General features: G+C 37.9%; 14 protein-coding genes. 9 read left to right on the top strand and 5 right to left on the bottom strand.

Features of this window, described 5'->3' with window-relative positions; all coding sequences use genetic code 11:
* Positions 1-66: 66 nt before the first annotated feature.
* Positions 67-342 (bottom strand): hypothetical protein, encoded by a 276-nt coding sequence (locus WKK05_RS02150; protein WP_341528175.1) that lies wholly within the window; start codon positions 340-342, stop codon positions 67-69.
* Positions 343-552: 210 nt separating this feature from the next.
* Between WKK05_RS02150 and WKK05_RS02145 the strand changes: the two genes are divergently transcribed.
* The 5 genes from WKK05_RS02145 to WKK05_RS02125 all read left to right on the top strand — a co-directional run bounded on the left by WKK05_RS02145 (position 553) and on the right by WKK05_RS02125 (position 3,211).
* Positions 553-1,092: a L,D-transpeptidase gene (locus WKK05_RS02145; protein ID WP_341528174.1), complete on the top strand. Its 540-nt coding sequence runs from the start codon at positions 553-555 to the stop codon at positions 1,090-1,092.
* 120 nt (positions 1,093-1,212) lie between these two features.
* On the top strand, positions 1,213-1,776 hold the full coding sequence (locus WKK05_RS02140; RefSeq protein ID WP_341528173.1) for a Uma2 family endonuclease: 564 nt from the start codon (positions 1,213-1,215) through the stop codon (positions 1,774-1,776).
* A gap of 85 nt (positions 1,777-1,861) precedes the next feature.
* Positions 1,862-2,452 carry a Uma2 family endonuclease gene (locus WKK05_RS02135; RefSeq protein ID WP_341528172.1) on the top strand — a complete coding sequence of 197 codons (591 nt, stop codon included), beginning with the start codon at positions 1,862-1,864 and terminating at the stop codon, positions 2,450-2,452.
* Between the two features lie 89 nt (positions 2,453-2,541).
* Positions 2,542-2,832 carry a type II toxin-antitoxin system prevent-host-death family antitoxin gene (locus WKK05_RS02130; RefSeq protein WP_341528171.1) on the top strand — a complete coding sequence of 97 codons (291 nt, stop codon included), beginning with the start codon at positions 2,542-2,544 and terminating at the stop codon, positions 2,830-2,832.
* Entirely contained in the window at positions 2,807-3,211 is a 405-nt protein-coding gene (locus WKK05_RS02125; RefSeq protein WP_341528170.1) for a type II toxin-antitoxin system VapC family toxin, read from the top strand. The genes WKK05_RS02130 and WKK05_RS02125 overlap by 26 nt, the downstream gene beginning before the upstream one ends.
* 20 nt (positions 3,212-3,231) lie before the next feature.
* On the opposite strand, the gene WKK05_RS02120 is transcribed toward WKK05_RS02125, so the two are convergent.
* Both WKK05_RS02120 and uvsE read right to left on the bottom strand, forming a co-directional pair.
* Entirely contained in the window at positions 3,232-4,830 is a 1,599-nt protein-coding gene (locus tag WKK05_RS02120; protein WP_341528169.1) for an Hsp70 family protein, read from the bottom strand.
* A gap of 50 nt (positions 4,831-4,880) precedes the next feature.
* Complete coding sequence (gene uvsE / locus WKK05_RS02115) at positions 4,881-5,828, bottom strand: UV DNA damage repair endonuclease UvsE (RefSeq protein ID WP_341528168.1); 948 nt, start codon at positions 5,826-5,828, stop codon at positions 4,881-4,883.
* 463 nt (positions 5,829-6,291) lie between these two features.
* Here uvsE and WKK05_RS02110 point away from each other — a divergent pair, with 463 nt between their 5' ends.
* Positions 6,292-6,510, top strand: a complete 219-nt coding sequence (locus WKK05_RS02110) for a hypothetical protein (RefSeq protein ID WP_341528167.1) — start codon at positions 6,292-6,294, stop codon at positions 6,508-6,510.
* Positions 6,511-6,678: 168 nt separating this feature from the next.
* On the opposite strand, the gene WKK05_RS02105 is transcribed toward WKK05_RS02110, so the two are convergent.
* Positions 6,679-7,923: a hypothetical protein gene (locus tag WKK05_RS02105; protein ID WP_341528166.1), complete on the bottom strand. Its 1,245-nt coding sequence runs from the start codon at positions 7,921-7,923 to the stop codon at positions 6,679-6,681.
* A 61-nt stretch (positions 7,924-7,984) separates the two neighbouring features.
* The gene (locus WKK05_RS02100; RefSeq protein ID WP_341528165.1) at positions 7,985-8,134 is read right to left on the bottom strand and encodes a hypothetical protein; all 150 of its coding nucleotides are present in this window, start codon (positions 8,132-8,134) and stop codon (positions 7,985-7,987) included.
* An 845-nt stretch (positions 8,135-8,979) separates the two neighbouring features.
* Between WKK05_RS02100 and WKK05_RS02095 the strand changes: the two genes are divergently transcribed.
* The 3 genes from WKK05_RS02095 to WKK05_RS02085 are packed head-to-tail and all read left to right on the top strand — an operon-like array spanning position 8,980 to position 12,854.
* Positions 8,980-11,244 (top strand): glycosyltransferase family 2 protein, encoded by a 2,265-nt coding sequence (locus WKK05_RS02095; RefSeq protein WP_341528164.1) that lies wholly within the window; start codon positions 8,980-8,982, stop codon positions 11,242-11,244.
* A 41-nt stretch (positions 11,245-11,285) separates the two neighbouring features.
* Entirely contained in the window at positions 11,286-12,092 is an 807-nt protein-coding gene (locus WKK05_RS02090; RefSeq protein WP_341528163.1) for an ABC transporter permease, read from the top strand.
* A complete protein-coding gene (locus WKK05_RS02085; protein WP_341528162.1) occupies positions 12,093-12,854 on the top strand; it encodes an ABC transporter ATP-binding protein in 762 nt (253 codons plus the stop codon).
* Positions 12,855-12,887: the final 33 nt, after the last annotated feature.

Here is a 12,887-nt window from a genome sequence, read left to right as displayed (position 1 = left end):
AAGAATTCCTTATAACTAGAAATCAAGACAATTGAGCGATTATCAGTGATATTTTCTGCTATCAATCTACGGAATCGCAATAACTGAATTTGGAATAAAATATAGAAGAGAGCATTCATCTGGTTGCTCTAAATAAATCAGCGTAAATCCTGACAATTCCTGGGTGAAATTACAAGTGCAAATATTAAGTTGGGGAAAGTTTGCATTTGCATAAAGGTTGTTTGGAAAGCCATAAAATTGAGTGCAAAAGTTTTCTCCTACAAAGAGGAGCCACTGCGTTGCAGCAAATGTTGTTAGCTCTGCCGACAGCCAAGCAAGTACCGTCGGTTTTTTCGCATTCAAGCAAGTGGTGTCAGAGATTTTGAATACCAATTCTTTACAAGAAAGTTACTGATTCAAATTTGGAAATTTAGATAAAATCTGACTTTCTTAATTATCAATTGGTATAGCAGCAGTTTATGAATCACCAGGAAACTGCAAGCCCCTTGGGAAATTTGTAGTATTTCAAAAAATTACTTGCTCATTTTTGTGTAGTTTAGAAGGTGATGCATAATGCCAACCTGGAATCGTGGTAATGGGATTCGTGGCTCAGGAGCTTTTTGTACAAGCATAGCGCTGACAGTAGCTACTTTTTTTTCCTGGTTGCCACCGTTGACGGGTGATCCCAACTCTGCCGTTGCTAGAGCCGCTTCAGTAGAAGAAAACAGCATCACTGCATATAACATCAGACAAACATCTCAATCTCGCTGGATTGAAATTGACCTGTCAGAGCAAAGGTTACGTGCATGGGAAGGTAAAAAACTTGTTTATTCATACCGCATTTCTGGAGGGAAGCGATCGACGCCCACACCCATAGGCAGATTTCGGATTAATTCTAAGTATCGCACTCACCGGATGCGAGGCAGGGGCTACAATATTCCTGATGTTCCTTACACAATGTATTTTTATAGGGGTTATGCCATCCACGGTGCTTACTGGCATAACCGCTTTGGAACTCCAGTCAGCCACGGTTGCGTGAATTTGCCAGTCAAGCAGGCTCGCAATCTTTACAGCTGGGCTTCAACGGGAACTTTAGTTGTGGTGCATAGATAATGTATTGATTATTGCTGCAATTTTTGCCTTTATATATGGACAGGTGCGTTGTACTCCGTCAACGCACCTGTCCATATATACTGCTAGACTTAAAACACATTCCATTAGGATTTAGGAGCTATGAGCGCCACAACTACTCAATCTCTAACCCTGGAGGAATTTCTGAAGCTCCCAGAAACAAAACCTGCAAATGAATATATCAACGGTGAGATTATTCCTAAACCAATGCCAAAAGGGAAGCATAGTCGTTTGCAGCTAAGACTCTGTAATAGCATTAACGAAGTAGCAGAAAGCCAAAAAATTGCTTATGCATTTCCCGAATTACGGTGTAGCTTTGGTATCCGCTCAATTGTACCTAATGTATCGGTCTTTAACTGGTCACGAATTCCATTTGATGCTGATGGGGAAGTTCCCAACGATTTTTTGTTGTGGCCAGATTGGACAATTGAAATCCTCTCTCCAGAACATAGTTCAAACCGAGTAATTGGCAACATCCTTTATTGCTTACAGCATGGTTGCCGGCTAGGATGGTTAATTGATCCAACGGATCGCTCAATTTTGGTTTTCCGTCCAGGCCAACAACCAGAGTTGTTGCAAAAGAGCGATCGCCTAGAAGTTTTAGAGGAAATTAAGCTAGAACTAACAGTAGAGCAGGTTTTTAGTTGGCTGAAGATGGAAATATAGTTAGCAAAAGAATTAGTTTTGTCTGCGGCTATGAAAGCGATCATTTTGCTAAAGTGAGAACACATTCCATTAGGATTTAGGAGTTATGAGCGCCACAACTACTCAACCTCTAACCCTGGAGGAATTTCTGAAGCTCCCAGAAACAAAGCCTGCGAATGAATATATCAACGGTGAGATTATTCCTAAACCAATGCCGAAAGGGAGACACAGCCGCTTGCAAGGCAAACTCGGTGCTGTTGTGAATGAAGTCACGGAAAATCAGAAAATTGCCTATGCATTTCCCGAATTACGGTGTAGTTTTGGCAATCGCTCAATTGTATCTGATGTAGCTGTATTTCAGTGGGGACGCATACCATTCACCATTGATAATGAAGTACCTGATAATTTTGACCTTCCACCAGACTGGGCGATTGAGATTCTTTCCCCAGAACAAAAACCCAACAAAGTAATTGGGAACATTCTCCACTGTCTAAAGTATGGTAGCCGCCTTGGATGGTTTCTTGACCCTGATGACCTCAGTATTTTGGTATTTCTACCAGAGCAACAGCCAGTACTATTCCAGGGAGAAGATTTTTTGCCTGTCTTACCAGAAATTGAACTTGCACTAACCGTCAATCAAGTTTTTGGATGGTTAAAGGTTAAAGATGGATGGTTAGAAATAACTCGCCTGAAATGAGAAGGAGCGTAGGCGGAGCATCATTGTAGACATCGCTCTCTGAGGAAAACCAAATTATAGACATGATTATCAATAAAAGAGGTAGGAGAATGAACTGGAGAATTGCAGAAGCGAAACAGAGGTTCTCCGAACTAATTCATGCTGTAACTAAAGAACCTCAACTCATCTACAACCGAAATCAACTGGTAGCTGTTGTTGTTGAAGCTGAGATATTTGAGGAATTCTTGACATGGCGCAAGCAGCGCGAAAAGATTTCTCTAGCTGATGCCTTTAAAGAACTACGTCAGATAGCTGCTGAGGAAGACTATATCCTCGAAGTACCCTCCCGCCAAGACCGTCCTAACCCTTTCGCTGATGCCATTGATGACTTTTCTCTGTGACACTAACATTATTAGCGAATTAGTAAGACTCCAACCTAACTCTGGTGTAATGAAATGGGCAGAAAGAGTTTCCTCAATAGTTCTGAGTGCGGTTACCGTTGAAGAAATATTTTATGGGCTGACATTCAAGCCCAACCCTAGAATTCAAATATGTTTTGAGAGCTTTTTGGAAAATAACTGTCAAGTATTGCCGATCACCATTGAAATTGCCAAACGCTGCGGTGAATTGCGAGGTCAACTAAGATCAAGTGGGAAAACACACATCCAAGCAGATATGATGATTGCTGCTACTGCTCAAATTCATCAATTGACCTTAGTAACGCGCAACATCTGTGATTTTGATGGCTGCGGTGTCCCACTTTTAAACCCTTTTACTTAAATAGTTAAACGCGCAGTAGTCTAACTCAACTGTGCCACAAGCTGATTCTCCAAAAGTGTGTCATTTGTCAGCAAGTCCTCAACAGTGATTCGCAAAAAACGCTGTTCATCTACTTGAAACAGAATTTTAATCCGATCGCTTCCTGGATATCCTGGTGGTGTTAGCTTGGCAATTGTTCTAGCACCTTCAGAATCGTTGAGGGGTTTGACGCTGGTTTCATTACCCTCAAAACGGCGAGTAATTAAGCGATCGCCATCAAAATATACTTCAGTACCACCTGTTTCCGCTCCCAATTCTCCCATAATTAATTCAATACTGGGTTGGCTCTCCATAGATGCACCCAAGACTAACTCTACCGCTTGGCTCATTGGGTATGCCTGTCCAGCTTTAATAATCGGATGCCATTTGTGGCGTTGATTGCGCCGATCCCAATAGCGGACACCGTAGCTATGGTAGAGGAAATCTTTGATTTCTACGCCTTGAGCTAGCTGCAATGCACCTTGAGCGATCGCTTCAAAAGGACGTTCGCAACGAATTTTTCCTGGCTCAAAATACTGTTTTACCCATGTCTGCACTGCTGGTAGCTGCACAGTTCCACCAACTAATAAAACTGCGTTAATATCTGTAAGTTCTATTCCTTGGCGTCTGGCTTGTTGTAAAAGTGTCGTCATCGACTCATCTAATAGTTGAAAAAATGAGTGTTCTTTGAGGATATCTTCTAAGGTGTCGCGGTTTAGTTCTAGTTCATAGCTTTCAAATGTCTCGTCATCAAAATAAACTTCACTGGCTTGGTTTTGGCTAGATAGTTGAATTTTTACCCTTTCTGCCAGTCGTGTTGTCAAAGGACTTACCGCTAACCCTTGAGTTTTACTAAAGTAATCTACTAACCAATTATCAATATCAGTACCACCCAAATTCTGCCCAGCTTTTGCTAATACGCGGGCAGTTTTTACTTTTTGCTTTGAATCTTCAGCAAGGGATTTATTACCCCACTTAAGAAGAAATCCCAAGGGTTTTGCCGTTGCTTGCACGCCTTGATCCAACCGCACGAGGGATAAATCCAAAGTACCGCCGCCAAAGTCAATCACTAAGAGAATTTCTTGGTCTGCTAAGCCATAACCCAAAGCGGCGGCTGTAGGTTCATCCAACATCCGCACTTGTTCCACGGGGAGTGCTTGACAAACTTTTCCCAACCAGTGACGATAAGCTTCAAAGCTGTCTACAGGTACTGTTAAAACTAGAGAATCTAATCCACCTTCTAGAGGTGCTAGTTGCTCAATCACTTGGGTGAGAAACCATTGTCCTACTTGCTCGAAGGTGACGAGTTGCCCATCGAGTTCTGGTAAAAATCCTTGAATATCTGCACCAATACCGCGTTTAAAACTGCGGAAAAATCGGGTATCGCCTTTAAGGTCAAGACCGCGATCGCGTACTTGTTGCCCTACTAAAACTTGACCCTGTGTTGCTTGTTCAACATAAACTAAGCTGGGAATTAGCGGCGGATTGAGACTTTGCTGAATTGATAAACCTGGAAGATTCAAGGTTTCTGGCTGCTGGGTTACCGGGTTCCAGCGAGCAATGACTGTGTTGCTTGTACCAAAATCGATTGCGATCGCCATACTCTTTTATTTATCTCACGCCAAGACACAAAGTGCTGTTTTATGTGAGATTATTGTCCCATAAGCCACCAAGACCGCAAATGCGCGATCGCTTGTTCTTTTTGTTTAGCTTCGACTTCGATCCACGGTGCTTGGTGGTAAACAGTAGGCATATCGGTAATCAAGTCACTGTGTTTTCTATCTTTGAAAGCTTGCTCACCGTTGGAAATATGTACTAATTGCCAATCTGGGTTTACCCAAGTCTCTCGCGCTGCGTAAAACATGGAAGCTACACTTGGTTGATCATAGCTATCTAAATTTTCGTGGCAAATATGGTGATGGGCATCGAATACCATTGGTACGCCAGCTTGTTGACATACTGCGAAAATTTCATCGGCGCTATAGGCGTATTCATCATTTTCTAGTGTCAAGCGGCTTTTGATGTTGTCTGGTAATTCGGAAATTACTTTTATCAGTTGTTCGGCACGTCCAGATTTGCCGCCATGAATATTCATTAATGACCAAGGCGACTTAGGTAACCCCAGTAAGTCAAGGGTGCGGGCGTGTCCTGCCAAATTGTTGATGCTTGCTTGTACCACTTCCGCCGAATCAGAACTCAACACTACATATTGATCTGGGTGTAGCACCATTCTGATGTTCAATGCGTTTGCCCGTTCACCGATTTTTGCTAAATCAGCGCTCATTTCCTCTAATATATTTGCGCCGATTTCGTCTTCTAAGTCACTTAAGGGAAATAAAGCAGAAGACATCCGATAAAGCTGAATTTTGTTCTGCTGGCAAAAGGAGAGGGCATCATGCAAGCGTCGTAAGTTATGCCGATACAGTTCACTTAAGGTGCTTTGGCGATCGCTCAAGGAGAGTTTTAAATATCGTGTGCGCGTCATTGTCCGAAAGCGCACTTGTTTGTCAGAAGTGATGCAAACTAGCCCTAAGTGGGGCAGTGTACTTTTTTGGCACTGCTGTGCATCAGGTAGATTTTGGAACTGGATTACGGTCATTAACTAATTTTACTAACTGTTGCCTGTTTTAAGCCATTCTTTTATTTAAACAATTTCTACCAGCGAGTTACGAGAACCTAAAGAATGAAGTCTGAAGTCTCAAGGGTGTAAGTGCTTGGTGCTTGGTATTTTTTACATCTTTAAATAGCCAGCAGATACATCCTTAATGGTATATATGTACTATAAATAGGATATACTTTAGATAAATGTTTATATAGTTTTTTAAAGATTTAGTAATAAAAGTACTTAAGCCGCAAGCTGAGAAGTTTGTAGCATCAAGGATTACATGGCGATCGCCGATAACCTAACCAAAAGAAGAATGTCAAGATTAGTAGATGTACCTTTGGGTAGGTAAGTCAATAGCCTGAAATATTTATTAATATAAAATAAATGTAGCGTTAGGAATCAGAAAAACTTCTTGGCTAATCAATCACCAGATTCTTCACCAACGGAGCAGAAGATCATGAACGACCAACAACCATCAGAATCTAAAGAATTTATCGGAAATCTCAAGAATGGAATTTGGCTGTTTGGCCTGTCTTCTTGGGTATTTGGCATTACCGATCGCAGTATCGCTTCATTTGCCGATGGCTATCTATCTGCTTTAGATTTGACGCAAATATTTACAGCGGCTACATTTTTTGTCGCATGGTTATTTTTGAAACCTGCATCTAGAGCTTAAGCAATTCAAGATTGAAGAGGGAAAACTGAGTTGCATTAAGCATTCTGGATAATAATTATGTAAACATTCGGTAAGCTATGTGAGGGAGAACACTTTGTATTGCAATGGCACGTATGCCAAAGAGTACATCTAGGGTGTTGATTTTGTGGGAGAAATGCTCAAAATTTTTCATGCAGTTTCTGTGTCGTCAGTTGCGGCAGAAAACAAAATTTTTCTTTTCGAGAGCATGGATTGGCCAAAAACTTGAGCTGCCCAATCTTCAACATCCAAAAAACGTACTGTCTCTAATGCTTCTTTCACAAGAGTAGTTGTCAAATTCATGGTAGATAAACAAATACTCAAAAATAATTGACTTATTTGTTTAAGAGGAGAGCGAGAAGAAATGTACTTGTATTTACCAAATAGTGATTCTAAAACGTCAGAAGTAGCTAATAATGTCTGACCTGATTGGCTTTGAGAAATTTCTTGTATGAGATAGCTGATAATTTTTTGTGCAAAAGTCTCTAGAGAACCCATTTTCAATGTTAAGTGTTGTTGAATAATGCTCTTAACCTCTTGATTTAATCCACAAATTTTAATCTGAGTCTCTACAAAACGGGTCATTTGAACCATTTGGTTCCAATTATTTAGCGAGTCTTGATAGTCAGCTAACCACCCTAACTTCTGTTTCAATTTATTCAGAAGAATTTCTGGTTCAATATTTGGTACTAAATCCGTTAAAACATCTAATGGTGAATTCAGCAGATATAAAGCCCAATTTATGAGTTTTTCTAAGTTAAAGTAACGGCATTGTGAGCGTTGAGAGGGCGGAGCTAGGAAAGATAGTTCAGTTTGTTGCAGTTGTTTTCGACATTGGCTACACTGCTGTATAAAAGATTGGTATTTGTCAGAACCATGTAATTCATGCTTGAGTAATAAAGCCATTGCATGAGTTACATCATACGTATAAATTACATCAGGATGATTTTGTTGATACAGTTTAATTCCTTTTTGGATATCACTTCCATGGTCAGCAATTATTTGCCGAGGACAACCATATTTGAGGCTAACTTCCGTTAATTTCTCTTGTATGAGTTCACCTCTGGTTGAACGCATAATTTCTAATGCCAGAATTTGAACATCCTGATGCTGTAATCCTCTTCTTAACGGCAAGATTTCTTCTTCTAGCTTTTGTTGTGAAACTCCTAAAACTACCAGTCCTTTTTCTGTTCCTAGTTCTACAGTTAAATCAACAATAAAAATCCAGTCATTTCTCGTTTCTTTCTCTCTGGTTAGTTCAAAAAAACCAATTCGCCCTAACCATTTCCTAATACTACTAAAGCTGGGAGTCTCCTGTGAAAACAATTCTTTGTACAAATCGAAAGTCTTCTCGGCTCCTCTATAACTATTGCCACACTCTATGACCTGCTGCACTGAAAGAAGGATAATTTCGGCTGAATAATGATGCCCCTTGGCGACTAATTCTTCTTTTGAGTCAATCTCTTTTTTTTTCCGCCTCTGTTTCTATATTCGCTTTGTGTAGTTTTTCTTCGGCAATTTTAGCTCGATTTTTCCAATAATCTCTTGATGCGGATAAATCTCTCACTTTTATTTCTAATGCTCTGAGTTTTTTTTGTTTTTCCAAGGCTCTCTGCTTCCAATTGTCTCGACCCTTGTGAAATAACCTTGCCAACCGACTGCTTGGACTTTTAAACTCTTGCATTTACATTCACACGCTACATACGAATTGCATGAGAAACTACCACCTCAAGCCCTCAAAGTCAACACCAAAGAGTACATCTGGATTTATTATTTCGTCGAAAAATTGGGGTAGTTCTAGAAATTTCTAGAACTACCCCAATTTTTAATTTGGGAATAATTAATGTAGATTATGCATCTCTTTTCATTTTCAAAAAATATTGATGCATAAAGGAAAAATAGTTTTCATCAGTCCTAATATACGCTGTTCATGGTAGTTACTGAAGAGTTGCAAGTTATTTTAAATACTACAATTTGGCTTTTTTGTTTAAGTAAATAATAAATAGCCAATACTTAATAATTTATATTTAATATCCAAACACTTTTTTCAATTTAATAACATTCTTTAGATATTTTCTACTCAGATGGTAGAAATCAAGCAGTTATACAACTGTACTTTTAACTACCAAAAATTTCAACTTTGTCACAGATACCTGGGTTAATTTTAACTCTATCTTTCAGCAGCTACTTAGATGTATTTTAAATTACCTCTATAAGGTTTATATCTAAAAATAATCACTCTAGAGGAAGACGAGTTCAAAAATCGAACAAGTTACATTTTTGAACTAGGTGCAAATTTATTTTCCGGATAGATAATTTATATTTAGAAAATAGGTAGAGAATAGATTTTTTACTCAATCAAGCTCATGTTTAGGTGTTTATCAAGCTGAGGAATTAATTTAATTAATGAATAGATATTAATTAGCAAATATACACAGCTATATCAATTATATGGTAAGCCTCAAAGTTGCTACTGTTATTGTTACTTGGAACAAATTACAGGATATTCGTTTGCTTATAAAAGACCTTTTAAAACTGATATTATCAAACATTGAAGTTGATATTTATGTTGTAGATAATGCTTCAACAGATGGTACTCAAGCTTACCTTGAAAAACAATATCCTGGCAAAGTACAGGTTTTACAGACAGGTAATAACTTAGGTGGTTCTGGAGGCTTTTCTTATGGTTTACAAACCGTTAGTGAGCTTGAATATGATTATATTTGGCTACTTGATAATGATGTTCGTCTAGATCCATTAGCTTTAACTTCACTCGTTCAAACTTTACAAAAATACGATGAAGTAGGTTTAGTAGGTTCTCAAATTCGTAAACTACAGCAACCTGACACAATTCAAGAAGCTGGGAGTTTTATTAACTATGAAAAAGCACATTTAAAAATTAATTTTGGCAACGAAAGTAATATATCTAATGAAGAACTCCTAAAGGGTAAACCTTATATTAGTGTAGATGTCTGTGCAGCAGCATCATTGCTATTACGGCGTGAAATTATTCAAAAAATTGGAGTGTTTGAAAATTACTTTTTGCATTTTGATGATGTGGAATGGTGCTTACGAGCTAAACAATCAGGTTGGATTATTGCTGTAAATCCAGCTTCAATTATTTGGCATAATTCACCTGATTTTAAATGTAGACCTTGGATTAATTATTATGATGAACGGAATCTCTGTTATTGTTGGCAAAAACATCACCCAAACCTTTTACTGAAAAGGGTTGTTGTAAGTCTACCACGGCTAGTTTATTACGCTGCTACAGGAAGGTACTTTTTAGCTGAAATTTCTATTGCAGGTTTTCAAGACTTTATCAAAGGTATTCAGGGAAAAATGCCAAGAGAACTAAATTACCCTGAATATACTTTAGAAGATGTTGTTAATAAAAAAGCTCAGGTTTGGGTGCAGTCTACTATCTATCAAAACGATTCACAAAACCAGGTATTAAGAAAGATAGAGTCTGAACAAGAAGTTAGTTTTTGGAATCCGGCTAATAAATTAACAAATCAAATTTATTTCTGGTTAATTGCCTTGATTTGGAAACCAATTGATATTGCTCTTGTGAGCTATCAAAATCCTGATCTTTACATTCTAAATCTGGCTAAACAGGTTTACTACTTTACAGGTAATGGTTATGTACCTGTTTCCATCAATCCTTTAGTTTTAACTAAAGCGGTTATTAAAACTATTAATCAGGTGTGGCAGATATACTGGCAAATTTACAAGCTCAAGTTATCACAAATGCCCAAAGTAAAACCTACTCCATTATTTCCTTTAGTTTCTATCATAATTTGTACAAGCGATCGCCCCAATGCACTAAAGAAATCTCTGCAATCACTTGAACTAATTCAGTACCAAAATTTTGAAGTAATTGTTATTGATGCTTCATCGACAACTGAGACTAGTGAAATCGTCTTTGAGGCATTTAGTAAGAATAGCTTTAAACTCAGTTTTCACCAAGTTGAGCCGAAAAACATTAGTTACTCTCGAAATGTTGGAATTAAGTTAGCAACAGGCTCAATTGTTGCTTTTGTTGATGATGATGCAGTTCCACCATCTGAATGGATAGAACAATTGTTACTCATTTATGCACAACATGGAGACAAATGTGCAGCCGTTGGTGGCGCAGTTCGAGACTTAACTCGTCCTGGTTACCCCTTACAGTTTCATCATGGTGTCACAAATCTTTTCAGCGAAACTATTGCAGTCCGTTCTGCTGATGCTGCTAGCTATAACAAAGCAAACGGTTTTTGGTTCAATGGATTAATGGGTACTAATTCATCTTTTCGTAAAGAATTACTAGAAAAAATTAACGGCTATGATGAATTTTTTGATTATTTTCTTGATGAAACAGATGTTTGCTTGCGCTTAATTAAAGCAGGTTATGAAGTTCATTATGCTGATGTATCTGTAGATCATTTTCCCCAACCTAGTCATAATCGGATTGACCAAAAACACCTAACTTGCTGGTACTCTTTAGCAAAAAATACAACTTATTTTGCAGTCAAGCATGGATTCAATAAAGTTTCACTTCCTATATTAATTGCTCGTTTAACATTTCTATTAACCTATCGCTGCTTATTAAGAATAATCCGTCTAAAATTCACTCATCATCTTCCAAATGCAATTTTGCTTAAGTATATTCAACAAGCTTTTTATGGTATTCAAGTTGGCTGGAGAAGTGGAGTTAATCTTCATAAAGCTTAGGAGAAAAAATTGTTGCATCTTTTAATTGTAGGTATTTCAAAATGAGCCTTGCATGGAAAATAGATTTGAAAAGTTCAAAAGTACAGCAATATTGGGAATTACTACAGGTTTTAGTAGCCCGTAATTTGAAAGTACGTTACCGAGGCTCATTTTTGGGTGTATATTGGTCGCTAATTAATCCGTTACTAATGACAGGAGTATATACTGCAATCTTTGGAACTGCTTTTGCATCTTATTATGGCAACTCTATTATCAATTATGTGCTAGCAGTATTTACAGGATTAGTAGTAATTAATTTTTTTTCTGCATCTACAACACAAGCATTATGGAGTGTAGTTAATAATGGAATACTATTAAATAAAATTAGCTTGCCAGTCAGTATTTTTCCTATCTCGCTGATAGCAGCAAATGTATTTCAGTTTGTAATTGGCGTGTTGCCATTATTGGCAATAATGACATTTATCAACTCTAAAAGTTTTGTGAACGTACTAGCTTTACTATTACCTTTACTAGCTTTGATTTTAGTTTGTGCTGGTATTAGCTTATTGGTGAGTACTTTGTTTGTATTTTTTAGGGATTTACCTTACTTTTATGAATTACTTGTCTTTATGCTTTGGTTGAGTAGTCCAGTTTTTTACCCAACTGCAATTGTTCCAGCATCAGTCAAGTCATTTCTAATATTGAATCCCTTATTACCAGTAATTGAAAGTATCCGCCAAATTTCTTTGTCAGGAACGCTGCCAAATTTTTATTTAATCACACAATCATTATTGAGTGGAGTGATTTTTTTAGGGCTAGGGCTTAGTTGCTTTTGCTGGTGGCGACGTTCATTCATGGATTTGTTATAAATGGAAGCTATTCGACTCAATCAAGTTTGTTTATGGAGACGAACACAGGAAGAGTTTTCTTATGATTTAAAGAAGACAATCTTGTCAATTTTAGAAGGTAAATATCGTCAACCTGCGAAAAAATTGGTACTGGATCATATTGATTTAGTGGTAAATGTAGGCGAAAAAATTGGTATTATTGGCGCGAATGGTGCAGGTAAATCCACACTATTGAAAGTAATTTGTGGAATTTTAGAGCCAACATCAGGAGTAGTACGGGTAGCGGGAAGAATTGCCCCGTTGATTGAATTAGGTGCAGGTTTTGAACCTGAAATTTCAGTAATTGATAACATCATATTTTATGGAGTGATGTTAGGTTTTTCGCGGCAAGAAATGATTGCTAGAGTTCCATCAGTTTTAGAATTTGCAGAACTACAAGATTATTCTGAAGCACCAGTGAAGGTTTTGTCGTCTGGGATGGCGGCACGATTGGGATTTGCGATCGCTACTGATATACAACCAGATATTTTAATCTTAGATGAAGTACTTTCAGTTGGGGATGAAAGTTTTAAAAATAAGTGTAAGCAACGAATTCAAAATTTTTGGGCTGCGGATGCAACAGTTTTAGTAGTTTCTCATGATTTGGAATTTATTAAACATTCATGCGAATGGGTAATTTGGTTAGAAAAAGGAAAAGTAAAGCTAATTGGAGATGCTAAGCAAGTTGTTCAAGAGTACCTAAAAAGTACATTGACTACTGAATCTGTTCGTACTCGTTTCTAAAAGTAGTACTCAAAATTTATAACAGGGGTAAAA

It is taken from the genome of Nostoc sp. UHCC 0302, assembly GCF_038096175.1.
Taxonomy (GTDB): domain Bacteria; phylum Cyanobacteriota; class Cyanobacteriia; order Cyanobacteriales; family Nostocaceae; genus UHCC-0302.
Note: the sequence above shows the minus strand (reverse complement) of the source record. Positions and strands in the feature narration are given on the sequence as shown.

Bases quoted from the DNA above. Each gene is read 5' to 3' on its own strand.
- WKK05_RS02140 (WP_341528173.1), top strand. From the start codon at position 1,213: ATGAGCGCCACAACTACTCAATCTCTAACCCTGGAGGAATTTCTGAAG.
- uvsE (WP_341528168.1), bottom strand. From the start codon at position 5,828: ATGACCGTAATCCAGTTCCAAAATCTACCTGATGCACAGCAGTGCCAA.
- WKK05_RS02130 (WP_341528171.1), top strand. From the start codon at position 2,542: ATGAACTGGAGAATTGCAGAAGCGAAACAGAGGTTCTCCGAACTAATT.
- WKK05_RS02125 (WP_341528170.1), top strand. From the start codon at position 2,807: ATGCCATTGATGACTTTTCTCTGTGACACTAACATTATTAGCGAATTA.
- WKK05_RS02120 (WP_341528169.1), bottom strand. From the start codon at position 4,830: ATGGCGATCGCAATCGATTTTGGTACAAGCAACACAGTCATTGCTCGC.
- WKK05_RS02085 (WP_341528162.1), top strand. From the start codon at position 12,093: ATGGAAGCTATTCGACTCAATCAAGTTTGTTTATGGAGACGAACACAG.
- WKK05_RS02135 (WP_341528172.1), top strand. From the start codon at position 1,862: ATGAGCGCCACAACTACTCAACCTCTAACCCTGGAGGAATTTCTGAAG.
- WKK05_RS02090 (WP_341528163.1), top strand. From the start codon at position 11,286: ATGAGCCTTGCATGGAAAATAGATTTGAAAAGTTCAAAAGTACAGCAA.
- WKK05_RS02145 (WP_341528174.1), top strand. From the start codon at position 553: ATGCCAACCTGGAATCGTGGTAATGGGATTCGTGGCTCAGGAGCTTTT.
- WKK05_RS02095 (WP_341528164.1), top strand. From the start codon at position 8,980: ATGGTAAGCCTCAAAGTTGCTACTGTTATTGTTACTTGGAACAAATTA.
- WKK05_RS02110 (WP_341528167.1), top strand. From the start codon at position 6,292: ATGAACGACCAACAACCATCAGAATCTAAAGAATTTATCGGAAATCTC.